We start from the raw sequence: 24,147 nt of genomic DNA, 5'->3' as shown, positions 1-24,147 counted from the left end.
GTGAAGGAGGGCTTCATGGATGCAATTTCCTGGCAGTTACTGATTGAAGGCGCATGGACGACCCTCTGGATTTCGGCCATCGCCATTGCTTTTGGCGTGGCGATCGGTCTGCTGATTGCCCTGGTGCGCATGTTGCGTATCCCGGTTATCGATCAGCTGCTGGTGGTCTATATCAGCCTTGCCCGCGCGACGCCGCTGGTCACGCTGGTGCTGTTCCTGTTTCTTTCTCTGCCGACCGTCGGGATCAACCTCGATAAAAACGTCGCGGCGATTGTGGCGCTGACGCTCAATACCTCGGCCTTTAACGCCGAAATCTGGCGCAACGCCTTTCGCACCTTCCCCCGCGAACAGCGGGAAGCGGCGGAGTCGGTAGGAATGCGTCGCTGGGCCTACTTCCGCTATATCATGCTGCCGCAGATGTGGATTGAAAGCCTGCCCGCGCTGGTTAACGAGATGTCGTTCCTGATCAAGGGTAGCCCGGCCATTGCGGTGATTGGCGTGGTGGATTTGACGCGCGTCACTAACCGAATTTCCTCGGTCACCTATGAACCTCTTTCGCCAATTCTGGCGGCGGGTCTACTGTACGTGGTGATTATTGGCCTGCTGCTGAAACTGCAGGGGATGGCCGAGCGTAAAGCGAAACGTCTGGCGCGATAAATACAGGAGGTGCTATGAATCAGTGGGCCGTTATCTGGTCGGTGCGCGACAGCTTTATTGCCGGTTTACTCGCCACCCTTGAGCTTTTTATTACCGCGGCCATCGCCGGATTAATTATCGGTGTGGTCCTGTGCTATTTAACCGAATATCAAAAGAAAACCCTTAACCGGCTTATTATTGCCTTTGTTAGCTTAATGCGGGCGATTCCTTTTTTGATTCTTGCCTATTTGCTCTATTACGGGCTACCGCAAGTTGGTATTAGTATGGAACCCTGGACCGCAGGCCTAATCGCCTTAGTTATCTACCACGGCGCCTATTTTTTTGAGATTTTACGCAGCCAGCGTCGGGTATTTTCCGGTGGCTATATCGAGGCCGCGGTGGCGCAGGGATTTTCGCGCTACAAAATATTCCGCCGCATTATTCTGCCCAATATTCTCTCTTCAGCGCTACCGCTGATGGGCAACCAGCTGATTATCTGCCTGAAAGATACCGCGTTTCTCAGCATTATCACCGTCCAGGAGATAACCGCTGCGGCTAACAGCGTGCAGGCCACTTATTTTATCCCGTTTAACGCCTTTATCGTCGCGATTGGGCTCTACTGGGCGATCAGCATCCTGCTGGAGCTGCTGATTAAGCGTCTGAGCGCCTGGGGAGTCAGAAGAGGAATGAGTCATGTCTGATACCACTGCAGTAAGCGTCAAAAACGTCTCTAAACAGTTTGATAACGTTGAAGTTCTTCGTGATATCAATCTGACGGTAGAGAAGGGGACCGTGGTGAGCATTCTCGGCTCGTCGGGGTCGGGTAAATCGACGCTGCTGCGCTGCATGAACTGGCTGGAACAGCCGGATCGCGGCGAGATCCGCATCAGCGGCCAGCGGCTGGGTATTGATGAGCATAATGGCCGGGCGATGTCCCACCGCCAGCTGTCGAAAATCCGCGAGCGGGTTGGCATGGTGTTCCAGAGCTTTAACCTGTGGCCGCACCTGACGGTGCAGCAGAACGTCAGCGAAGCGCTGCTGCACGTGAAGGGGATGAAGCGTGATGAAGCGAAAGCCATCGCCATGCAGCAGCTGGAGAAAGTGGGGATGGCGCATAAAGCCGACGTTTATCCGATTACGCTCTCCGGCGGACAGAAGCAGCGGGTGGCGATTGCCCGTTCGCTGGCGATGTCGCCGGAGGTCATTCTGTTTGATGAGCCGACCTCGGCGCTGGACCCCGAGCTGGTCAACGAGGTGCTGGGCGTGATGAAGGCGCTGGCCGCCGAGGGCTACACGATGGTGGTGGTGACTCATGAGATGGATTTTGCGCGCCAGGTCTCGGATGAGGTGGTGTTTCTCGAAAAAGGGTTGTTGATTGAGAAAGCGCCGCCGGAGAAGTTTTTCAGCAACCCGGATTCCGAGCGCGTCAGGCAGTTTTTGCAGAGCAGCCGGTAAGCATCAGCGGCCAATCTCCCCGGTGGCGCTGCGCTTACCGGGGCTACGGGTTTCCAGCCGTCTGCGGTCATGTAGCCCGGGTAAGGCATTTACGCCGCGACCCGGGATTTTCGGGCTCGGTGTTGGAGGGTGGCAGATTGGGTAGCCCGGACAGGCGCGTAAGCGCCGCCTCCGGGAGATTTTCATGCAGCAGCGGATATGTCTCTGAAACAACGTGATATGCAGCGATGCCCTGGCCCCCGCTGAAATCGGCGAACCTGAGGTCCGGGAGGTGAGCGCAGTGCGCAGCACCGATTTCTTTGCGGGACCGCGGGGATTGTAAAGGGGGAGACGGTTTTCTCCCCCTTTACCCGTTCACGTACCACGGTGAGACATTTTCTGCGGGATAATAGTGAACGGAACCCCTCAACACCGTCCCGGAGGCGGCGCTTATCGCGCCTGTCCGGGCTACCAGGCCCGAGCGCGATGTCTGATGCGCGTCTCCGGTCTACCAAACCTTAATCCCGATCGATGGCGAACGGCTGCCAGGCCTGGCGCACCGGCATCACCTCGACCCGGTTGATATTCATATGATCCGGCAGCGTGGCGATGTAAAACATCTGTTCGGCAATATCCCGCGCGCTCAGCGGCGTGGTGCCGCGATACAGGTTGTCTGACGCCGCCTGGTCGCCTTTGGTGCGCACCAGGGTAAATTCCGTCTCGGCAATCCCCGGCGCGAGATCGGTCACGCGCACCCCGGTCCCGAGCAGATCGCAGCGCAGGTTATAGCTAAACTGCTTCACGAAAGCCTTGCTGGCGCCGTAGACGTGGCTGCCGGGATAGGGCCACTGCCCGGCGATAGAGCCGATATTGATGATGCTCGCCCCCGCGCCGTGGTTAATCAGCGTCGGCAGCAGCGCGTGGGTCACGTTGACCAGCCCGGTGACGTTGGTATCGATCATCGTTTTCCAGTCGTCCAGATCCACTTTCTGCGCGGGCTGCGGCGACAGCGCCAGTCCGGCGTTGTTAATCAATGTCGTGATGTCGGCGAAATCAGCGGGCAGGGCCGCCACGGCCGCGGCGACCGCATCGCTATCGCGCACGTCGAGTTCGATAATATGCACCGGTACCTGCGAGGCGAGCTTATCCTGTAACGTCTTCAGCCGCTCAAAACGGCGTCCGCTCAGCACCAGCGACCAGCCCGCATCGGCGAAGACCTGCGCCGCCGCTTCCCCAAAACCCGAGGTCGCCCCGGTAATAAACACCACTTTGCTCGTTGCCATTTCATTCTCCTGTGCAGGTTGTCGTTCCCACTATAGAAACCCCGCGCGCGCGGGCACAGGGCCAGTCGGCGCGCGGCGATGTGACACGGTGTCACATCATTTTCGCCTGACTGGCTCTATCCGTTTCTTCCCTGAACGGCCAATGATGAGGCCAACAACAACGACATGAGAGAGGGCAGGGTATGAAGCTGGCACTACAGAACGAGGTAGCGATAAGCAATGATGAAGTTCGGCAGCTGGATCGCGCTTATGTGTTTCATTCATGGTCGATGCAGGGCAATTTACATCCGCTGGTGATCGCCGGGGCAAAAGGCTGCGAGCTGTGGGATTACGAAGGCAATACTTACCTCGATTTCAGCAGCCAACTGGTCAACGTCAACATTGGCTACCAGCACCCTCGCGTACTGGCGGCGATGAAGGCCCAGCTGGAAGCGCTGGTGACTATCGCTCCCGCCACCGCCAACCTCGCCCGCGGCGAAGCGGCGAAGCGGATTGTCGAGCTGGCGCCGGAAGGCTTTAGCAAAGTGTTCTTCACCAACGCCGGCGCCGACGCCAATGAGAACGCCATCCGTATGGCGCGGCTCTATACCGGGCGCGATAAAGTGCTCTCCGCCTATCGTTCCTATCACGGCAATACCGGCAGCGCGATTGCCGCTACCGGCGACTGGCGGCGCGTACCGAACGAGTATTCGCGCGGTCACGTTCACTTCTTTAACCCCTATCTCTACCGCAGCGAATTTAACGCCACGACGGAAGAAGAGGAGTGCCAGCGCGCGCTGGCCCATCTGCGGCGGATGATTGAATGCGAAGGCCCGAACGCGATTGCCGCGATTCTGCTGGAGTCGATCCCGGGGACCGCCGGGATTCTGGTGCCGCCGGAGGGCTATATGCAGGGCGTGCGGGCGCTGGCTGACGAGTTCGGTATTATATTGATCCTCGATGAAGTGATGGCCGGTTTTGGCCGCACAGGGAGCTGGTTTGCCTTCGAGCAGGACGGCGTGGTGCCGGATCTGGTGACGTTCGCCAAAGGGGTTAACGCCGGCTACGTCCCGGCCGGCGGCGTGCTGATCAGCGAGCCGATCGCCCGCTACTTTGATGACCATTTCTTTGCCGGCGGCCTGACCTATTCCGGCCATCCGCTGGCGATGGCGGCGATTGTCGCCACCATTGACGCGATGAAAGAAGAGAAGGTGGTAGAGAACGCGGCGATCATCGGCAACGAGGTGCTGCGTCCGGGGCTGGAAACGCTGGCGGAGAAGCACGCGATTATCGGCAACGTGCGCGGCCGCGGTCTGTTCCAGGCGCTGGAGCTGGTTAGCAGCCGCGAACGAAAAACGCCGCTGGGCGCTGCCGATATGGCGGCCATTAAAGGCGCGTTGACCGAAGCCGGCCTGCTGGCGTTCGTCGTGGAAAATCGCATTCACGTGGTGCCGCCGTGCACCATCAGCGCCGAACAGGTGGCAAAAGGGCTGGCGATTTTTGATGCGGTATTCGCCCGCTTCGCGAGCCTGGCGAAGTAAGGGGATGATTTCCCGGGTCGCGGCGTAATCGCCTGACCCGGGCCACCCACTCGTAGCCCCGCTAAGCCTCGCGCGAACGGGGCTGATTTTCATCCCATCTTAACTCAATAGCTTATTCTGCCAGCATCTTCCTGCAATCCGGGTTTCTTGATATAACAACCTGATAACACTACGGGAGAGATAAGCGTGCCGGAAATCAATGAGTTTGGTCAGCAGGTCAACGATCGCGTGCCCGGGTGGCAGGGCGCTGGGCTTCTGCGCCGCACGGCGTTAAATGGCCGCTTTTGCCGGCTGGAGCCGCTGGCTACCGAGCGGCACGCGGCGGATCTGTTTGCCGCCTACACCCTCGGCGACGACAGCGACTGGACGTGGCTTGCCAGCAACTGTCCGCAGAGCGTGGAGTCAACGGTGCACTGGATTACCGGCAAGGTCATGGACGATGGGCTGGTGCCGTATGCGGTTATCGATCTCCACGCCGAGCGGGCCGTCGGGCTGGTCAGCTATATGGCGATTGAGCGGGCGATGGGCACGGTGGAGATAGGGCACGTCACCTGGTCGCGGGCGATGAAAAATACGCCGCTCGGGACCGAGGCAGTCTGGCTGCTGCTGCAAAATGGTTTTGCTCACGGCTATCGTCGGCTGGAGTGGAAATGCGACTCAATGAACCTCGCCTCCCGCCGCGCCGCCGACCGGCTGGGGTTTACCTGGGAAGGGCGTCTTCGCCAGAGGATGGTGCGTAAAGGACGCACCCGCGATAGCGATATGCTGTCGATTATCGATAGCGAATGGCCCGCGCGCGACGCGGCGCTGCGAGCGTGGCTGGCGCCGGAGAATTTTGATGCTGATGGACGGCAGATAAAGCGGCTGGAAGATTTTCGCTAGTTTTCCCTTACCCTAACCCTCTCCGCAGGGAGAGGGGCGGGGCTTACTCTTACCGCCGAACCGGCGCGCCGTTCGCCACATAGTACGCCGCGGTGCTCTTCGGCAGCGGCTGGCGGCCGCGAATGGCATCAGCCATTTTTTCGCCAATCATAATCGTGGTCGCGTTAAGGTTGCCGGTAATAATCTGCGGCATAATCGAGGCGTCGACCACGCGCAGGCCTTCCAGCCCGTGAACCCGACCTTCGCCATCCACCACCGCCATCTCGTCGTAGCCCATCTTGCAGGTACCGCAGGGGTGGAAGGCGGTTTCCGCATGGTTGCGTACGAACTCATCCAGTTCGGCATCGCTCTGGCACTCAATGCCCGGGCTGATCTCCCGGCCGCGATAGTTATCCAGCGCCGGCTGGCTCATGATCTCACGGGTGATGCGAATGGCGTCGCGGAACTCCTGCCAGTCCTGTTCATGCGACATATAGTTGAACAGGATCGCCGGATGCTGGTGCGGGTCGCGCGATTTCAGACGCACGTGGCCGCGGCTCGGGGAGCGCATGGAACCGACGTGGCACTGGAATCCGTGCTCTTTCACCGCGTTTGAACCGTTGTAGTTAATCGCCACCGGCAGGAAGTGGTACTGAATATTCGGCCACGCAAACGCCTCGCGGCTGCGGATAAATCCGCCCGCTTCAAACTGGTTGCTGGCGCCGATGCCGGTCCCGCCGAACAGCCACTCGGCGCCGATTTTCGGCTGATTCCACCACTGCAGCGCCGGGTAGAGCGACACCGGCTCTTTACATTCGTACTGCAGGTACATCTCCAGATGATCCTGCAGGTTCTCGCCGACGCCGGGCAGGGCGTGAACCAGCGGAATATCGAACTGGCGCAACAGTTCCGGGCTGCCGACGCCGGAGCGCTGCAGGATCTGCGGCGAGGCGATAGCGCCCGCGCAGAGCAGCACTTCTTTATTAGCGGTGGCTTTTGACGGCGCGGTGCTGTCGCCCTCCAGCCATTCGACGCCGACGGCGCGCTTGCCGGCAAAAATAATATGATCGGTCAGCGCGTGGGTGCGAATAGTCAAATTAGGACGCGCGCGGGCCTGGTCGAGATAGCCGCGCGCGGTGCTGGCGCGGCGTCCCTGCGGCGTCACGGTACGATCCATCGGGCCAAACCCTTCCTGCTGGTAGCCGTTGAGATCGTCGGTGCGCGGGTAGCCGGCCTGTACGCCGGCTTCAATCATCGCGTGGAACAGCGGATTGTTGCCCTGCTTTGGCGTGGTGACGCTGACCGGGCCGTCGCCGCCGTGGTAATCGTTGGCGCCGATATCGCGGGTTTCCGCTTTGCGGTAGTAGGGCAGGCAGTCGAGGTAGCTCCAGTGCTCAAGCCCCGGCGCCGAGGCCCAGTTATCAAGATCCATAGCGTTGCCGCGGATATAGCACATACCGTTGATTAACGAGGATCCGCCGAGGCCCTTCCCGCGTCCGCACTCCATGCGGCGATGGTTCATATGCGGTTCAGGCTCGGTCTCGTAGGCCCAGTTATAGCGCCGACCCTGTAGGGGAAAGGCCAGCGCGGCGGGCATCTGGGTGCGGAAGTCGAAACGGTAATCCGGGCCGCCCGCTTCCAGCAGCAGGACGGTGGTATCGGGATCTTCCGTCAGTCGTGTAGCCAGTACGTTGCCGGCGGAACCGGCACCAATAATAATGTAGTCAAACTGCAAAAATGACCTCCTGGTTAAAATATGGATTGAAACTGACCCATCTCAACCTGGATGGATTTTATCTGGGTGTAGCTGTGCAGCGTCTGCACGCCGTTTTCGCGGCCAATGCCGGAGTGCTTGTAGCCGCCGACCGGCATCTCCGCCGGGGACTCGCCCCACGTGTTGATCCAGCAGATCCCGGCCTCCAGCCGATGAATCAGGCGATGGGCGCGGTTTAAATCCGGCGTAACGACGCCGGCGGCAAGGCCATATTCGGTGGCGTTGGCGCGGCGGAGCGCTTCTTCCTCATCGTCGTAGCTCAGAATGGACATCACCGGGCCGAAGATCTCTTCGCGAACGATGGTCATCTGGTCATCGCAGTCGGTAAACACCGTCGGGGCGACCCACGCGCCGCGGTCGAAGCCTTCGCCTTTCAGCGCTTCGCCGCCGCACAGCAGGCGCGCGCCTTCTTGCTTACCGGTCTCGATGTAGCGCAGCACGTTATCGCGGTGCGGAAAACTCACCAGCGGCCCGAAGTTGGTGCTTTCAGCGAACAGATCGCCGGGGCGGATACGCGCCACGCGGGCGAGGATTTTCTCTTCAAACGCCGCTTTCAGGCGCGTCGGAACGAATACCCGGGTGCCGTTGGTGCAGACCTGGCCTGAACTGTAGAAGTTAGCCATCATCGCGATGTCGGCGGCGAGGTCGAGGCTGGCGTCTTCGCAGACGATCAGCGGTGATTTACCGCCCAGCTCCATGGTCACTTCCTTCAGTGAAGAAGCGGCGGCGTTAGCCATCACTTTTTTGCCGCTGGCGACGCCGCCGGTAAAGGAGATTTTGGCGATATCCGGATGCTTGGTGAGATACTGACCGGTTTCGGCACCGGTGCCCGGTAGCACATTAAATACGCCCGCCGGCAGGCCCGCTTCGCGGTAGATCTCCGCCAGCTTCAGGGCGGTGAGCGGGGTGACTTCACTCGGTTTAAAGATCATCGCGTTACCGGCCGCCAGCGCCGGGGCCGATTTCCATAAGGCGATCTGGATCGGGTAGTTCCAGGCGCCGATCCCGGCGACCACCCCCAGCGGTTCCCGGCGGGTATAAACGAATGAACTGTCGCGCAGCGGGATTTGGCTGCCTTCCAGCGCCGGGATCAGGCCCGCGTAGTACTCCAGCACATCTGCGCCGGTGACGATATCAACGGCGGCGGTTTCGCTCAGCGGTTTGCCGGTATCGAGAGTTTCCAGACGCGCCAGTTCGTCGTTGCGAGCGCGCAGAATATCGACCGCTTTACGCAGAATGCGCGAACGTTCCATGGCGCTCATCGCCGCCCAGATTTTTTGCCCTTTTTGAGCGCTCTTTACCGCCCGGTCGACGTCTTCGCGGCCGGCGGCCTGGACGGTCGCCAGCACTTCGCCGTTAGCGGGGTTAATCGTCTCGAAGGTTTTACCGCTGGTGGCGGAAACATAACCACCGTCGATGTAAAGCTGCTGTTCGGCCATTCGGGACATGGGTCCTCCATTATTGAGAAGTCGGTGGCAGATATTGGCTGATGAAGTGCTCGGCGAGCGTTTCTGCGCGGGCTTTATCCAGCGGTTTACCGCTCAGCGCCGCGCGTAGCCACAGCCCGTCGATCAGCGCGGCGAGACCGTATCCGGCCTCCTGCGCCTCTTCGCGCGGCAGGGCGCGCTGGAATTCATAGACGATATTCGACAGCAGTCGTCGGCTGCTGACCTGCTGCAGGCGATAGAGCATCGGCTGATGCATACTGCTGGCCCAAAAGGCGAGCCAGGCCTTCATCGCCGCGCTGCTTATCTGGCTGTCGTCGAAGTTGCCGGCCACGATGGCGCGCAGGCGTTCCCGCGGGCCGGCATCGGGCAGGGCGTGCAGGCGGCTCAACACCGCCTGGCGCAGCTGGCCGGTGATATCGCGCATCGTCGCTTCCAGCAGCCCGTTCTTATCCTTGAAATAGTGGCTGATGATGCCGGTCGATACGCCAGCCCGTCGGGCGATCTGCGCGACGGTGGCATCGTGCATTCCCACTTCATTGATGGCGGCCAGGGTCGCGTCAATCAGCTGCCGCTGCCGTATCGGTTGCATCCCCAGTTTGGGCATTTCTCAGACTCCATTCATCAGCTTTGTTTATCTATTAAAGCGGTTTTTGATTGGACGTTCAATATAAAATGTGTCTTAATTGTTGCCGATTTTGGTTCTAATAGTTGCAAAAACAGTAAGGAGAATGGATGACAGACCTTTCGCCGAGCAGAGAAAAGGACAAAATCAATCCGGTGGTTTTTTACACTTCCGCCGGACTGATTTTGTTGTTTTCCCTGATGACTCTCTTCTTCAGCGATTTTTCCGTGGCCTGGATTGGCCGCACCCTGAACTGGGTTTCCCGCACCTTCGGCTGGTACTATTTGCTGGCCGCGACGCTCTATATCGTGTTTGTGGTGTGCATCGCCTGCTCGCGTTTCGGTTCGGTGAAGCTCGGGCCGGAGCACTCGAAGCCGGAATTTAGCGTGCTCAGCTGGGCGGCAATGCTGTTCGCCGCCGGTATTGGCATCGACCTGATGTTCTTCTCCGTCGCCGAGCCGGTGACCCAGTATATGCAGCCGCCGGAAGGGGCGGGGCAGACCATGGAGGCGGCGCGCCAGGCGATGGTGTGGACGCTGTTTCACTACGGGCTGACCGGATGGTCGATGTATGCCCTGATGGGGATGGCGCTGGGATACTTTAGCTATCGTTATAATTTACCCCTGACCATCCGCTCCGCGCTCTATCCGATCTTCGGCAAGAAGATTAATGGGCCGATTGGCCACAGCGTGGATATCGCCGCCGTGATCGGCACCATCTTCGGTATCGCCACTACCCTCGGAATTGGCGTGGTACAGCTTAACTACGGCCTCAGCGTGCTGTTCAATATTCCGGATTCGCTGGGGGCGAAAGCGGCGCTGATCGTACTGTCGGTGATAATCGCCACCATCTCGGTGACCTCCGGGGTGGATAAAGGCATCCGTATTCTTTCCGAGCTTAACGTGGTGCTGGCCCTTGGGCTAATCCTGTTCATCCTGTTTATGGGCGATACCGAGTTCCTGCTCAACGCGCTGGTGCTTAACGTTGGCGACTACGTGAATCGTTTTATGGGCATGACCCTCAACAGCTTCGCCTTCGATCGCCCGGTCGAGTGGATGAACAACTGGACCCTGTTCTTCTGGGCGTGGTGGGTGGCGTGGTCGCCGTTTGTCGGTCTGTTCCTGGCGCGTATTTCACGTGGACGCACCATTCGTCAGTTTGTGGTGGGAACGCTGATTATCCCGTTCACCTTTACCCTGCTATGGCTGTCGGTGTTCGGCAATAGCGCGCTGTATGAAATCATCCACGGCAATGCGGCCTTCGCCGCCGAGGCGGTCGCCCACCCGGAGCGCGGCTTCTATAACCTGCTGGCGCAGTATCCGGCGTTTACGTTTAGCGCTTCGGTCGCCACCATTACCGGCCTGCTGTTCTACGTGACCTCCGCGGATTCCGGGGCGCTGGTGCTGGGTAACTTCACTTCGAAGCTGAAGGATATCAACAGCGATGCGCCAAACTGGCTGCGCATCTTCTGGTCGGTGGTCATCGGCCTGCTGACCCTGGGGATGCTGATGACTAACGGCATTTCCGCTCTGCAGAACGCGACGGTGATTATGGGGCTGCCGTTTAGCTTTGTGATCTTCTTCGTGATGGCGGGGTTGTATAAGTCGTTGAAGGTGGAAGATTATCGCCGCGAGAGCGCCAACCGCGACACCGCCCCGCGACCGCTGGGCGTGCAGGATCGCCTGAGCTGGAAGAAGCGCCTGTCGCGGCTGATGAACTATCCCGGCACGCGCTATACCCGCCAGATGATGGAGACGGTGTGCTTCCCGGCGATGGAAGAGGTGGCGCAGGAGCTGAAGCTGCGCGGCGCTTACGTCGAGCTGAAAAGCCTGCCGCCGGAAGAGGGGGACAGCCTGGGCCATCTCGACCTGCTGGTGCATATGGGCGACGAGCAGAACTTTGTTTATCAGATCTGGCCGCAGCAGTACTCCATTCCCGGTTTTACCTACCGGGCGCGCAGCGGGAAGTCGACCTACTATCGTCTGGAGACCTTCCTGCTGGAGGGGAGTCAGGGCAACGACCTGATGGACTACAGCAAAGAGCAGGTGATCACCGATATTCTTGACCAGTACGAGCGCCATCTGAACTTTATTCATCTGCATCGCGAAGCGCCGGGCAACAGCGTGACCTTCCCCGGAATGTAGGCCGTCTAAACGTTTTCTGAAAAAGGGATTGAGATGGTTAAATATACAGTGGATTGCGCAGGGAAGCGTATGATGGCGGCGGGTGCCTGAGGCTTTCTGCGTTCAGGCTTAGGTGAGGATTCAGAAAGACGAAGCCCCAGGAGATGTTCCCATCAACCTGAGGCTCACGATCCAACCCTAGCACGTTGGATAGTAGCCTCTTCTTCGCATGGAGGCAACGAGATGCTGACAAAATACGCCCTGGTGGCAATCATCGTGCTGTGTCTGACAGCGCTGGGAGTGACGTTAATGGTGCGCGACTCGCTGTGCGAGCTGAGCATCAAAGAACGTAGTATGGAGTTTGAGGCCGTTCTCGCTTACGAAACAAAGAAGTAGCCGGTATGCGGGGAGCTATCCCCGCTTATCCGCAGGCTGGGTAAGGAACCTTAAGGCACCTTTTTTCTGCTTATGGGAGCAGGATGGACGGCGAGAGAACAACGACCGGTTAAAACAATCGCGCCGCCACCCTGCATACTGCTTCGCCGGTCGCTGACAGTATATTGACATCCATACTGGCATTCGGTCCGTTCTACCAGCAGACAAAACCACCATCGACCACCAGGTCAACGCCGGTACAGAACGACGCGGCATCGCTGGCGAGGAACAGCGCCGGGCCGGCCATCTCCTCAACCTTCGCCATACGCTGGATCGGCGTCTGGCTTTCGAATTCGCGGGTCTGATGAACCATCTCAGGGCGGGTGTTCATCGGCGTGGCGGTATAGCCGGGGCTGATGGAGTTGACCCGAATCCCTTTGCCGATCCACTCCATCGCCAGGCTTTTCGACAGGTGGATAACGCCCGCCTTGGAGCAGTTGTAATGGGCCTGATCGAGGCCGCGGTTAACAATAATGCCGGACATGGACGCGATATTAATAATCGAACCGCCGCCCGTTTCCTGCATCAGTTCGGCTTCCGCTTTACAGGAGTTCCACACGCCGGTGAGGTTAATATCGATTACCCGCTGCCACTGCTCGGTTTCCATCTCCAGCGCCGGATTGGCGTTGGCGATACCGGCGGCGTTGACGGCGATATCAAGGCGGCCGAAGCGGCTTTTTGCCAACGCCACCCCAGCGCGTAGGTCGCTAAGCTGGCGTACATCGCCGGTGTAAAAACAGGCCTCGCCGCCGATGGCTTCGATATTTTTGACGGTTTCGGCAAGGCCGCCGTCTTCGCGGAGATCGAAGCAGACGACCCGAGCGCCCGCGCTGGCGAGGCCGTAAGCAATCATTTGACCGATGCCGCTGCCCGCGCCGGTTACAAAGGCCACGCGGTCCTGCAGATTAAACAGCTGTTGGGCGAAATCTTTTGCGATCATAGTTATCACTCTCTAAAAAATATTCTTTAGCATGCCCGGAGTTGGCGTTCCCGGAGGCGGCGCGTTGCGCCTGTCCGGGCTACCAGACGGTGCTGATCTGTTATTTACCCGGATTGCGGCGTAAACGCCTTATCCGGGCTACAAAATTGTGCCGACCGGAAGCCCGGGTAAGGCATCAGCCGCAACCCGGGGGACCGCATTACGACATAATCAGGCCGCCGTCGATATTGATGGTCTGCCCGGTGAGATAGCGCGCGTCGTCGGAGGCGAGAAACGCCACCAGCCCGGCAACGTCTTCCGGTTTACCGGCGCGCTTCATCGGAATGCCTTCGACCCACTCCGCCATCAGCTCGCCCTTACCGTAGCGTTTCTGCTCGGTGCTGAGGATTTCGCCCCAGACGCGGTCGTTGTAATCCCACATTTCGCTTTCGATAATGCCCGGACAGAAGGCGTTGACGGTGATATTCCACGGCGCCAGCTCGTGGGCCAGGCTCTGGGTGATGCCGATCACGCCCATTTTGCTGGCGGCATAGTGCGGGGTGTAGATAAACCCCTGGCGGCCCTGGCCGGAAGAGGTGTTGATCAGGCTGCCGTGGTTCTGTTTGACCATATATTTGGCGGCCTCGCGGCAGCACAGCCAGACGCCGGTAGTGTTAACCGCCAGCACTTTTTCAAAGTCGGCTTTCGGCATGCGATCGTAATAGTCGATGGTGATCACGCCCGCGTTCTGGATAGAGACGTCGATGGCGCCGAAACGCGCCGCCGCCTGCTCGTACAGCGACTGCACCTGCGCTTCATCGGTGACATCAACCTGTAACGACAGGATATCGGCCTGGTAGCGCTGGCGCAGGGTTTCCGCGGTTTCATGAACGCGCTCGGCGTTAGAGACCATCACCAGATTCGCGCCGTCGCGAGCAAAGCGCTCGGCAATACCGGCGCCAATTCCGCGGCAGGCTCCGGTGATAACCACCGTTTTATGTGTGAAATTTCTTTGCATATTTTTCATCCCTTATAGAGGCCGGACGGCAGAGCGTCCGGCGGGGTAATAAAGACGTGATTAACTGGTGGCGCCTGCCGCAGCCAGCTTCTCCTCATGACGACGCATCAGGATGACTTTGTTCTGCAGTTTTTGCTGGAACTGGTCGACGACGACGGCGGTGACGATAACCACGCCCTTAATGACCATCTGCCAGAAATCGCTGACACCCATCATCACCATGCCGTCGGCGAGGAAGACGATGACGAACGCGCCGATGATTGAGCCGGTCACCCGGCCGCGACCGCCCGCCAGCGCGGTTCCGCCGAGCACGGTGGCGCCGATGGCGTCCATTTCGAACATATTGCCGGTCATCGGGTGCGCGGTTTGCAGCTGGGAGGCGACGATAAGGCCAACGAACGCCGAGCACAGGCCGGAGAAGGCGTAGACGAAGATTTTTGCCTTAACGATAGGCACGCCGGCCAGACGAGCGGCGGATTCGTTACCGCCGATGGCGTAGATATAGCGGCCCAGCGGAGTTTTGGTGGTCAGCCAGTAGCCCAGCAGCAGGAAGCCGATCATCAGCCAGATTGGCAGATAAATGCCCATCAGCGTCCCGGATCCCAGGGTGGAGAAACCGGTATTACCCAGCGCTTCCATGCCGTTAAGGTTCGGGTAGGTGCTGCCGTCGTTGAACAGCAGCGCTGAACCCCTGGCGACATACATCATGCCCAGGGTGCAGATAAAGGGCGCGACGCCGAAGCGGGTGATCACCGCGCCGTTCACAAAGCCGACCAGCACGCCGAAAAGCGCGACGCACAGAATCACTTCCGGCACGTTAAAAAAGATGACGCTGCCGTTCCACAAGGGCAGGCCGTTAGTTAATAGCGCCCCGGCCACCATGCCGCAGATGCCGGCCACGGCGCCAACGGAAAGATCGATACCGCCCGTCAGGATAACCAGCGTCATGCCGATGGCCAGCAGGCCGGTGATGGCCACGTGCTGGGTCATAATCAGCAGGTTAGATGTGGTCAGGAAATTCGGTACCATCACGCTGAAGAACGCGATAACCAGCAGCAGAGCGATGAACGTTCTGGCCTTCAGCAGGTACATATAAATCATATATTTCTGGTTCATGATGGGTTCCAGCCTGATTAATCTTGAGGTGTTGAAGCCGCGATTAACTTTTCGCGGGTTACCGCATGACGCGGTAAATCGGCGGTAATCCGGCCATCGGCCATCACCAGGATGCGATCCGCCAGCGCCATCACTTCATCCAGCTCCGATGAAGAGAACATCACCGCCAGACCCTGTTGGGCCATTTTGCCGATCAGGTGATAAACGTCAGTTTTCGCGCCGACATCGATACCGCGAGTGGGCTCGTCGAGAAACACCACCTCCGGCTTCGTCATCAACGCTTTGCCAAGCACCACTTTCTGTTGGTTGCCGCCGCTGAGCGAGGTGATGGGCAGCTCGGGGTCGCTGACCTTGATCGCCAGTTCGCGAATCATCTCTTTGACGCAGGCGATTTCTTTCTGCGGATTCAGCCACTTCCACGCCCGGCGAAAGCCCTGCAGGCTGAAATCAGAGAGGGTCATATTCGATTGAATCGACATCATCTGCACCACGCCTTCGCCCTGACGGTCTTCGGGCACCAGCGCCAGCCCTTTTTTCAGCCGCGCCTGGAACGGCGCCTTGTCGATATTTTCGCCGTTGAGATGGACGTTCCCGCCCTGGCAGGGCATCAGACCGACCAGGCCTTTAAACAGCTCCGTGCGCCCGGCGCCGAGCAGGCCATAGATGCCGATCACCTCTCCCTTACTTAAGGTAAAGGTCACATCGTTGAGCTTATAGCCGCCGCTGGAATGAAGCGCCGTCAGACCTTCAACCGCAAGTACCGCTTCGCCTTTCGGCGCCGGCTGGTAGTCGAAATGTTTTTTCTTATCGCCGACCATCTGTTCGATAATCCACGGAATACTGGCGTCGCTGACCTCGCGCTCGCTGATAAAGCGTCCGTCGCGGAAAATGGTGATGTGGTCGCCAATTTCCATCAGCTCTTCCAGACGGTGGGAAATATAGATAATGGTGACGCCGCGGCGTTTAAGTTGTTCAATGACGTTAAACAGGATTTTGACTTCCGACTGGCTGAGCGCGGAAGTGGGTTCATCCATAATTAATACCCGGGTGTCTTTTGAAAGCGCGCGCGCAATTTCCACCAGCTGCTGATGGCCGATGCCTAATTCGCCGAGCTGGGTGTAGGGATCGACATCAAGTTCCAGCCTTTCCAGTAATGATTTGGCTAACTCATATTGATATTTTTCGTTAATCTTCCCTTTTTGAAAGAATTCGTTAGCCATAAAAATATTATCCATGACGTTCATATTTGGGAATAAATTTAATTCCTGAAATATGATGCTGATTCCCTGCTTTTCAGCCTGGTGCGTCGAGCTAAGGGTCACCGGCGCGCCATCAAGAATAATTTGACCGGAGGAGGGTGTTTCAACGCCAGCAAGCATTTTCATCATGGTGGATTTACCCGCACCATTTTCACCGATCAGAACGTTTACTTTATTTCGATAGACCCGGTAATTCACGTTATCTAAGGCGACAACCCCCGGATAAACGCGAGATAATTCGCGGGTTTCGATAATAACTTCAGAGTCGACTGGTTGGGAATTGACGAGTTCTTGCCGCTGCATGTTATTGTCCTCCCAAACGAACAATTTTTGCTGGCGTAATATCAGGAACGGTCTGTGGAATATCCCAGGCCGAGAATACGCCGTACACCTGGACTGCTTCACCGGTTTTCACCTGCGCCGTCTGGATCATTTTTACCGCGTGCTCGTTAATCTTCCGGCTATATTCGCCAAACAGCACCTGATCGTTAAAGTCCTGATAGCTGGCGCCCTGATAGCCGTCGCGTAATAATGTGCCGCGCAGCGTCGGGCCAATTTGTACCACCACGTTGCCGCCGCGGGTATCCTCAATCGTCATTTTTCCGCTGCGCGAGGCGGAATCAATTTTGCTGATATTGCCTTCGACTTTGACGTAAAACACGCACGGGTTTTCGTCCTGAGCGCGATAGCCTAACGCTTTGCAGGCGCTTTCAATATCTTTCGCCGCGCGCAGGGAGGTCATCAGCTCGGCGACGGGGCGAGCTTTAGCCACAACCTGGGGAACCAGCTGGTCTTGCCATGTCCGATCGATATCCGCCATATGCGGATTGGGCGGAGATTTAAGATCGGCCAGTTCCTGCTGAGAGACGATACGACAGCCTCCGAGCGCGAGAACGACCAGCATCAGCGAGATTTTTTTATACATAATACGCTCCTGTGCGCCCCGCAAGGGGCGCAACAACCCGAAATCAGGATTTGATATTGAAGTCCTGCACTTTGTCTGCATTGTCCTGAGTAATCAGAATGCCGCGGAACATCACGCGCTGCTTGGCCGGTTTTTCGCCTTTTTGCAGGTAGTTATCGAGGTCGGTCACCCCCTGAGCGGCGATGGCCTGCGCCTGAAGCATCACGGTGGCCTGCAGGGTGCCGGCTTTGACCGCGTCGCGTTCATCGTTGCTGCCATCGATACCGACCACCACCACGTCGTTGCGATTCGCCGCTTTCAGTGCGGCAATGGCGCCGAGGGCGACGGGACCGTTGCCGCAAATCACGCCTTTAACGTCGGGATGCGCCTGCAGAATACTGTCCATAATGCGTTTGCCGTCGATTAAGGTGCCTTTCGCGTCCTGTTTAGCGACGCTGACCATATCCGGGTACTGGTCAATCACCTGGTGGAATGATTTAGAGCGGGTCACGCAGTTATTATCCGCAAGGTTACAGGTCAGCTCGGCGTATTTTCCTTTCTCGGCCATTTTCTCGACAAATACGTTGGCGACTTCAGAACCGGCCTGGAAGTTATTATGGGTAATTTGCTCCAGCGCAATATCATCGACAGGAATTTCGCGGTTGATTAAAACCACCGGAATACCCGCTTTCTTCGCTTTTTCAATGGCGGCGACGCTGGCGGTGGAGTCGGCGTTATCCAGAATAATGCCCTGAACTTTTTTACCGATGGCGGTATCGATCAGCTCATTCTGTTTTTTGACATCTTCGCCATGCGACAAAATGGTGGTTTGATATCCCAGCTCTTTGGCTTTCTCGCTGGCGCCCTTGGCTTCAGAGGCGTAATAGGGGTTATCCAGCGAGTTTACCATGATCATGATGGTGCCTTTTTCTGCCGCCTGGGCAGCGAAAGAAAAGGCGGTCAGGGTAGCAGCGGTTAAAAGCGTTAAACGTAATTTCATGACAATTTTCTCTCTTGGTTGTTATTGTCGGGTACGGTGAAACAACGTAAGGCCTGTAAATCAAATTTATGGGCCGGGGGTCTCCTTTTGTTGATGAGTAAGGTGCGTCACGCGTTCGATTCCCTGGTGGGCGTCAGGCGGACGTTGCCGGTTTCCATAATGTTCTGTTCACCGCATGGCGCCACTCCTGCCATCTTTTCTGCAGGCGCTGGTGGCGGGCCATATCGGGGATAAATTCGCTGTGTTCAGTTAAAAACGCTTTCAGGTCGGTCACCGATCCGGGATTCAGGGCTTTGCGCGCGAGCAGGGCCGCGCCAATCGCCGACAGCTCGGCAACGTCGCTGCGCATCACCGGACAGCCGAGCAGGTCAGCCTGATACTGCATTAACCAGTCATTTTTGGTTGGGCCGCCGTCGACCATCAGCGCCGTCAAGTGGAAGTCGTCCTGCTGGCGCATCGCCACCACGACATCGGCGATTTGATAGGTAATGGATTCCAGCGCGGCGCGAATTAGATGGGCGCGCTTGACGCCGCGGCTCAGGCCGCAAATCACGCCGCGGGCGCTGTCATCCCACCACGGGGCGCCCAGGCCGGTTAACGCCGGCACAAAATAGACGCCCAGCGTGGAGTCCACGGAGGCGGGCAGGGTGTTGAGTTCATGCGCCAGTTCGGCATCGGAAAGTTCGCTCAAGCCGGTGCTGTCCGCCATCCACGCTACGGCATCGCCGGTATGCGGAATATTACCTTCGAGTCCGTAAGTGATGCTGTCGCCGTCGTGCCAGGCGATGGTGGTGGCCAGCGCGTCGATATCGCACTGTGCGGATTTTACCGGCGCCATCACCGATGACCCCGTACCGTAGGTGGCCTTAACGCAGCCGAGTTCGCCCAGCGCGTGACCAAACAGCGCGGCGTGGGAATCTCCGACCATCGCCATCACCGGAATACCGTCAGGGATAGCGTTCAACCCCCGGGTATAGCCAAACAATCCGCTGGAGGGTTTAATCTCCGGCAGCGCGGCGCGCGGGATCTGGAACAGCGCCAGCATGTCGTCGTCCCACTGGCCGGTTTGCAGGTTCAGCAGCTGGGTACGCGCGGCATTGGAGTAATCGCAGGAGAACGCATCGCCCTGGGTTAAGTTCCACAGCAGCCAGCTGTCGATAGTGCCGAGGCAGATTTCTCCGCGCTCAGCCAGCGCGCGCCCCTCAGGAAGGGATTCCAGCAGCCAGCGCATTTTCGAGGCCGAAAACAGAGGCGCGATCGGCAGGCCGGTCACGGCCTTGATTTGCTGCTCTTTATCGCTGTGGCGCAGTTCATCGCAAAACGCGGCGCTGCGGCTGCACTGCCAGGTGATCGCGGCGTTGATTGGCTTACCGCTCTGGCGATACCAGCCGATCGCGGTCTCGCGCTGGTTGCTAATGGCTAATGCCGCGACGTTTTCTGCGCCAACGTGCGCTACCGCTTTCGCGATAACCTCCAGCGAAGCGTCAACCAGGACTTCTCCCGACTGCTCGACCCAGCCTTCACGCGGCGTTTGGATCGCCAGCGGCTGAGAGAATTTCACCACGACCTGGCCGCGGCTATCGAGTACGACGGCTTTGGCATTGGTGGTGCCTTCATCCAGCGCAATGATGAACTCTTTACGTGTTGCCTGCATTAGGTAGTCTCCTGAGTCACACTTCGTCCTGGCGCGGAGGGGGAAGGTAGGCACTCCTCTTGATCGCATTGCTTCTTAGCAGGCCATGATGTGACAATTCGTTTTCACTTTTTTAATCACTGAATATATATTCGATAGTGATTATTTATTTGATACCTTAGCCAGAAACTTCCCGTCGGGCTACTGGAAAAGTTATCAATTGTGCTGGCAATCACACTTATCCGATCGGCGAAGCGTTCAGGTACGGATGGGGAATGAGGTGATTTTAAGGTTTTATGTTATTGAAATATAATGTTTTATTTGCGTTACCTTTACGCTTCGGAGAAAGCGTAAAGGTTGTGGGAAAGCGTTTGAGTGAGGAAATTAACCGGCAATCAGCAGCCTGGCCGTTGGGTAATCGGTGATCAGAACATCGATATAACCGCCCGAAAGCGCGCCTTTGATAGCCGCGACCTTCTCGCTGCCACCGGCAAGGGCCACCACATTAGGACACTTTTTCACCTTCTCCAGCGCCATGCCGATCACAGGATCTTCATCATCGCGTAACACCGCTCTGCCGTTTTTATCGTAGTAGTGCAGGCAGATGTCGCCCACGGCGCCGCGTTCCGCCAGCACCTGGAGCATATCTTCGTGATAGTAGTTACCGGAAGTTTTGAGCAGCTGCGAAGGCTCAAGGATGCCAATGCCGACGATGGCGATATCGACTTCATCGAAGCGGGCAATGACGTCGGCGACATCTTTGCTGGCCACGAGGCGATTTTTCTCCTCAGTGGAGCCTTCAATGCTCTGGGAAGGCAGTAGCCAGGCTTCGCAGTTCAGATGCTGCGCCAGAGTCTGGGTGAGGATAGTCGCCTGCACGTTACCATTTGGGCCCACGCCGCCGAGCAGTTGAATCACGCCGTTGGCCTTCAGGTTTTGCGCGTGGACCTCATCAACCATTGCGCGGATAGTCGAACTCCACGAAGAGACGCCAATCAGATCTTTTGGTCTTAATCGCGTTTCGAGATAGTGGGCGGCGGCGGAACCGATGGCGCGCTTGATGGTGTGATCGCTGGCGTCTTCTTCGGTATCCACGACGATGGCTTGCTTAATTCCGTAGCGATCCTCGAGGCCCTTTTCAAGATTGAGGAAAATATTCGATGGCTGAACAACGCTGATTTTGACCACGCCCTCTTTTTGGCAGCGGGCGATCGCTCGGGAGATAAATGACTGAGAAAGGGAGAGAATTTGAGCAATATCGGACTGCTTTCGTCCTTCGAGATAGTAGAGCGTGGCAATCTTAACTAATAGCCGTTGTTCATCCTGCTTAGCCATATATTTCCCCGAAAATCATTTACGTGCAGCCATTATCTTAGAGCTCATTATCATACGCGAAAAGAAAAGACAGTTAAGTGTGATGGATATCTAACTTTCGCCAATCCTCAAAATCAGCTATGGACAAAAACAGAACAGTAGCCGCATAATTGAATAAAGAGTCGATATTGAATATATATTCATAGCGATTTCAGGTCAACTGAAAAGTGCCCGGGTGACGTCACGCCCGGTGGTAAGGAGGCAGAATGTTCCTGAGTATGATGCAGCGGCGTAAGCCTTACGATGCGTTGCCTGGGGATGTCTGGTTTTTTTAGTTCCTGACGGAATAAATATTCCAAGTTGAAAATAAATTCAGAGGTATTAAATGAATCCCTATAGCTATGATGTCCAGGCACTCGAGCGCAAAGCCCGCGCCGTACGTCGCCATATCGTCAGATTGAACGCCAACAGCCCTGCGGGTGGGCACACCGGCGCCGACCTGTCGCAGGTTGAACTGCTCACCGCGCTCTATTTCCGCATTCTGAACGTCGCGCCGGAGCGCCTTGCTGATGACCAGCGCGATATCTACATCCAGTCGAAAGGCCATGCGGTGGGCTGCTACTACTGCGTGCTGGCCGAGGCGGGCTTCTTCCCGGTTGACTGGCTGGACACCTATCAGCATGCCAATTCCCATCTTCCCGGTCACCCGGTTCGTCAGAAAACGCCGGGCATTGAGCTCAACACCGGCGCGCTGGGCCACGGTTTGCCTGTTGCGGTGGGGCTGGCGCTGGCGGCAAAAAAAAGCAACAGCACCCGCCGCATCTTTTTAATTACCGGCGATGGCGAACTGGCGGAGGGCAGTAACTGGGAAGCGGCGCTGGCCGCGGCGCATTACGGCCTTGATAACCTGATCATTATTAATGACAAGAACAATCTCCAGCTGGCGGGCCCGACGCGCGAAATTATGAATACCGATCCGCTGGCCGACAAATGGAAGGCCTTCGGGATGACGGTCACCGAATGTCAGGGCAACGACATGGCCTCGGTTGTCGCGACCCTGGAAGGGCTGAAGCAGGAAGGTAAACCGAACGTCGTTATCGCCAACACCACCAAAGGCGCCGGTATTTCCTTTATTCAGGGGCGCCCGGAGTGGCACCACCGGGTACCGAAAGGTGAAGAGATTGCACTGGCACTGGAGGAACTGAAAGATGAGTAATGCAGAACACCTGGCGAGCGTGATGGTTCAGGCCTTTATTGATGCGGTTGACCGCGGCGTCGATCTGGTGCCGGTCGTCGCTGACTCCACCTCAACGGCCAAAATCGCGCCGTTTATTAAACAGTTCCCCGGGCGTCTGGTGAACATGGGCATCGCCGAGCAGAGCATGGTCGGGACGGCGGCGGGCCTGGCGCTGGGGGGGAAAGTGGCGGTTACCTGTAACGCCGCGCCGTTCCTGATTTCCCGCGCTAATGAGCAGATTAAAGTCGACGTTTGCTACAACAACACCAACGTTAAGCTATTTGGCCTCAACGCCGGCGCCAGCTACGGCCCGCTGGCCAGCACCCATCACGCGATTGATGACCTGGCGGTGATGCGCGGTTTCGGCAATATCCAGATTTTCGCCCCGTCTTCGCCGCGCGAATGTCGACAGATTATCGATTACGCCATCGGCTATCAGGGGCCGGTCTATATTCGTCTTGACGGTAAGGCGCTGCCGGAGCTGCACGATGAAAGCTATCGCTTTGTGCCGGGAGCGGTCGTCACGCTGCGGGAAGGCGAAGATATCGCGCTGGTCGCCACCGGATCGACGGTGCACGAAATCGTCGATGCCGCGCAGAGGCTGGCCGACGCGGGAATTCAGGCCAAAGTGGTGAGCGTGCCGTCCATCCGTCCTTGCGATACCGCCGCGCTGCTGGCGGCCCTGAAGCCGTGCAAGGCGGTGATAACGGTGGAAGAGCATAACGTCAACGGCGGTCTTGGGAGCCTGGTGGCGGAAGTGCTGGCTGAAGCCGGCGCGGGAATCCCGCTCAAACGTCTGGGGATCCCGGATGGCGAGTATGCGGCGGCGGCAGATCGCGGCTGGCTGCGTAAACACCACGGTTTCGATGCCGCTTCCGTCGCCGAACTGGCGCAGAAAATGCGCTGATTTTACGGCGCCTTAAACCGATAACCCGTGCGGCTACCGCGCGGGTTATGTTTTTACGGCGCGCAGATCGTGATGACGTATTCACCGGCCTTAATCCATTGCAGCCGATACTCCCCGGCGGAGAGCCGAAGCCGCAGATTTTCTTCCTTTATATACGTCACTTCAAAATCGCTGAAACCCATCCTGGCCTGGATAGCCGAATGGCTGGCCTTAAACGCGCTCTCTTTCGCCGAAAAGGCCAGCGTCAGCGCCAGTTCAGGCGGCAGGCCGCTGGCGTCCAGCCGTTTTTTTTCCGCGCTATTGATGATGCTGCTTTCCAGCTCCGCCGCCAGCGAAGGTGCCATGACTCGTTCGATATCAACGCCGACCGGCCGGGCGGAGACCACCGCCAGCGCGCTGCGTTCGCTGTGGCTAATGCTGCCGTACCACGGGGCCGGCCACAGGGGCTGGCGTTGGTCGCCAATGGCAGGGACGCCTTTTTCGCCCACTTCCCGCAGCGCGTAAACCGCGGCGATACGCCCGGCGAGATGCTCGGACTGCCGCTTGTGGACGCAGCCGCTTAACCGGGCATGATGCGGGAGCCAGAGGAGGTCTTCAGGCTGGAAGGTCAACGGGTCGAAATCCACCCGCTGCAGCGAGTGACCGGCAAGTTGAATGATCGAGTGTTGGATGTGCATCAGGCGATGTTAACAGATTCTCCCGTC

Annotated in this window: 22 protein-coding genes; 9 read left to right on the top strand and 13 right to left on the bottom strand. The window is 57.9% G+C overall.

Features of this window, described 5'->3' with window-relative positions; genetic code table 11:
- Positions 1 to 15 precede the first annotated feature (15 nt).
- From CMQ96_RS18330 to CMQ96_RS18320, 3 genes are read left to right on the top strand one after another with little or no spacing between them, the layout of a single operon-like run.
- A complete protein-coding gene (locus CMQ96_RS18330) occupies positions 16 to 657 on the top strand; it encodes an amino acid ABC transporter permease (RefSeq protein ID WP_004132432.1) in 642 nt (213 codons plus the stop codon).
- A 14-nt stretch (positions 658 to 671) separates the two neighbouring features.
- The gene (locus CMQ96_RS18325; RefSeq protein ID WP_004132434.1) at positions 672 to 1,337 is read left to right on the top strand and encodes an amino acid ABC transporter permease; all 666 of its coding nucleotides are present in this window, start codon (positions 672 to 674) and stop codon (positions 1,335 to 1,337) included.
- Positions 1,330 to 2,091: an amino acid ABC transporter ATP-binding protein gene (locus CMQ96_RS18320; RefSeq protein WP_024358860.1), complete on the top strand. Its 762-nt coding sequence runs from the start codon at positions 1,330 to 1,332 to the stop codon at positions 2,089 to 2,091. The genes CMQ96_RS18325 and CMQ96_RS18320 overlap by 8 nt, the downstream gene beginning before the upstream one ends.
- Positions 2,092 to 2,588: 497 nt before the next feature.
- On the opposite strand, the gene CMQ96_RS18315 is transcribed toward CMQ96_RS18320, so the two are convergent.
- The gene (locus CMQ96_RS18315; RefSeq protein WP_004132229.1) at positions 2,589 to 3,353 is read right to left on the bottom strand and encodes an SDR family NAD(P)-dependent oxidoreductase; all 765 of its coding nucleotides are present in this window, start codon (positions 3,351 to 3,353) and stop codon (positions 2,589 to 2,591) included.
- A 182-nt stretch (positions 3,354 to 3,535) separates the two neighbouring features.
- On the opposite strand from CMQ96_RS18315, the gene CMQ96_RS18310 reads away from it, so the two are divergent.
- Positions 3,536 to 4,873: an aspartate aminotransferase family protein gene (locus tag CMQ96_RS18310; protein ID WP_049087079.1), complete on the top strand. Its 1,338-nt coding sequence runs from the start codon at positions 3,536 to 3,538 to the stop codon at positions 4,871 to 4,873.
- A 186-nt stretch (positions 4,874 to 5,059) separates the two neighbouring features.
- A complete protein-coding gene (locus CMQ96_RS18305) occupies positions 5,060 to 5,755 on the top strand; it encodes a GNAT family N-acetyltransferase (RefSeq protein ID WP_098067119.1) in 696 nt (231 codons plus the stop codon).
- 49 nt (positions 5,756 to 5,804) lie between these two features.
- Here the strand turns inward: CMQ96_RS18305 and betA are convergent, their stop codons facing one another.
- The 3 genes from betA to betI are packed head-to-tail and all read right to left on the bottom strand — an operon-like array spanning position 5,805 to position 9,560.
- On the bottom strand, positions 5,805 to 7,469 hold the full coding sequence (gene betA / locus CMQ96_RS18300) for a choline dehydrogenase (protein ID WP_049087077.1): 1,665 nt from the start codon (positions 7,467 to 7,469) through the stop codon (positions 5,805 to 5,807).
- 14 nt (positions 7,470 to 7,483) lie between these two features.
- The gene (gene betB / locus CMQ96_RS18295) at positions 7,484 to 8,956 is read right to left on the bottom strand and encodes a betaine-aldehyde dehydrogenase (RefSeq protein ID WP_098067118.1); all 1,473 of its coding nucleotides are present in this window, start codon (positions 8,954 to 8,956) and stop codon (positions 7,484 to 7,486) included.
- Positions 8,957 to 8,966: 10 nt separating this feature from the next.
- The gene (gene betI, locus CMQ96_RS18290; RefSeq protein WP_004132233.1) at positions 8,967 to 9,560 is read right to left on the bottom strand and encodes a transcriptional regulator BetI; all 594 of its coding nucleotides are present in this window, start codon (positions 9,558 to 9,560) and stop codon (positions 8,967 to 8,969) included.
- A 128-nt stretch (positions 9,561 to 9,688) separates the two neighbouring features.
- Here betI and CMQ96_RS18280 point away from each other — a divergent pair, with 128 nt between their 5' ends.
- Positions 9,689 to 11,722, top strand: coding sequence for a choline transporter (locus CMQ96_RS18280; RefSeq protein WP_098067117.1), 2,034 nt, complete (start codon positions 9,689 to 9,691; stop codon positions 11,720 to 11,722).
- Between the two features lie 222 nt (positions 11,723 to 11,944).
- On the top strand, positions 11,945 to 12,097 hold the full coding sequence (locus CMQ96_RS18275) for a Hok/Gef family protein (protein WP_049089648.1): 153 nt from the start codon (positions 11,945 to 11,947) through the stop codon (positions 12,095 to 12,097).
- A gap of 193 nt (positions 12,098 to 12,290) precedes the next feature.
- On the opposite strand, the gene CMQ96_RS18270 is transcribed toward CMQ96_RS18275, so the two are convergent.
- The 8 genes from CMQ96_RS18270 to CMQ96_RS18235 form a co-directional block, all read right to left on the bottom strand.
- On the bottom strand, positions 12,291 to 13,076 hold the full coding sequence (locus CMQ96_RS18270) for an SDR family oxidoreductase (RefSeq protein WP_004130297.1): 786 nt from the start codon (positions 13,074 to 13,076) through the stop codon (positions 12,291 to 12,293).
- A gap of 199 nt (positions 13,077 to 13,275) precedes the next feature.
- Positions 13,276 to 14,073, bottom strand: coding sequence for an SDR family oxidoreductase (locus tag CMQ96_RS18265; RefSeq protein ID WP_004132240.1), 798 nt, complete (start codon positions 14,071 to 14,073; stop codon positions 13,276 to 13,278).
- Positions 14,074 to 14,133: 60 nt separating this feature from the next.
- Positions 14,134 to 15,189: an ABC transporter permease gene (locus CMQ96_RS18260; protein WP_004100048.1), complete on the bottom strand. Its 1,056-nt coding sequence runs from the start codon at positions 15,187 to 15,189 to the stop codon at positions 14,134 to 14,136.
- A 17-nt stretch (positions 15,190 to 15,206) separates the two neighbouring features.
- Positions 15,207 to 16,751: a sugar ABC transporter ATP-binding protein gene (locus CMQ96_RS18255; protein WP_024358852.1), complete on the bottom strand. Its 1,545-nt coding sequence runs from the start codon at positions 16,749 to 16,751 to the stop codon at positions 15,207 to 15,209.
- Between the two features lies 1 nt (position 16,752).
- Entirely contained in the window at positions 16,753 to 17,373 is a 621-nt protein-coding gene (locus CMQ96_RS18250; protein WP_098067116.1) for a DUF2291 family protein, read from the bottom strand.
- A 43-nt stretch (positions 17,374 to 17,416) separates the two neighbouring features.
- Positions 17,417 to 18,352: a D-ribose ABC transporter substrate-binding protein gene (locus tag CMQ96_RS18245; protein WP_004130307.1), complete on the bottom strand. Its 936-nt coding sequence runs from the start codon at positions 18,350 to 18,352 to the stop codon at positions 17,417 to 17,419.
- 133 nt (positions 18,353 to 18,485) lie between these two features.
- Positions 18,486 to 20,006, bottom strand: coding sequence for a glycerol kinase GlpK (locus CMQ96_RS18240; RefSeq protein ID WP_004135470.1), 1,521 nt, complete (start codon positions 20,004 to 20,006; stop codon positions 18,486 to 18,488).
- A gap of 363 nt (positions 20,007 to 20,369) precedes the next feature.
- A complete protein-coding gene (locus CMQ96_RS18235; protein ID WP_024358850.1) occupies positions 20,370 to 21,320 on the bottom strand; it encodes a sugar-binding transcriptional regulator in 951 nt (316 codons plus the stop codon).
- A 364-nt stretch (positions 21,321 to 21,684) separates the two neighbouring features.
- Between CMQ96_RS18235 and CMQ96_RS18230 the strand changes: the two genes are divergently transcribed.
- On the top strand, positions 21,685 to 22,515 hold the full coding sequence (locus CMQ96_RS18230; protein ID WP_024358849.1) for a transketolase: 831 nt from the start codon (positions 21,685 to 21,687) through the stop codon (positions 22,513 to 22,515).
- On the top strand, positions 22,508 to 23,443 hold the full coding sequence (locus tag CMQ96_RS18225) for a transketolase family protein (protein WP_098067115.1): 936 nt from the start codon (positions 22,508 to 22,510) through the stop codon (positions 23,441 to 23,443). The genes CMQ96_RS18230 and CMQ96_RS18225 overlap by 8 nt, the downstream gene beginning before the upstream one ends.
- A gap of 53 nt (positions 23,444 to 23,496) precedes the next feature.
- Here CMQ96_RS18225 and entD read toward each other — a convergent pair whose 3' ends face one another.
- The gene (gene entD, locus CMQ96_RS18220) at positions 23,497 to 24,120 is read right to left on the bottom strand and encodes an enterobactin synthase subunit EntD (RefSeq protein WP_098067114.1); all 624 of its coding nucleotides are present in this window, start codon (positions 24,118 to 24,120) and stop codon (positions 23,497 to 23,499) included.
- Positions 24,121 to 24,147 lie beyond the last annotated feature (27 nt).

Origin of the sequence: Klebsiella sp. MBT K-1, assembly GCF_002556465.1 — a bacterium.
Lineage (GTDB): Bacteria > Pseudomonadota > Gammaproteobacteria > Enterobacterales > Enterobacteriaceae > Klebsiella > Klebsiella grimontii.
This window is presented reverse-complemented; position numbering and strand designations above follow the sequence as displayed.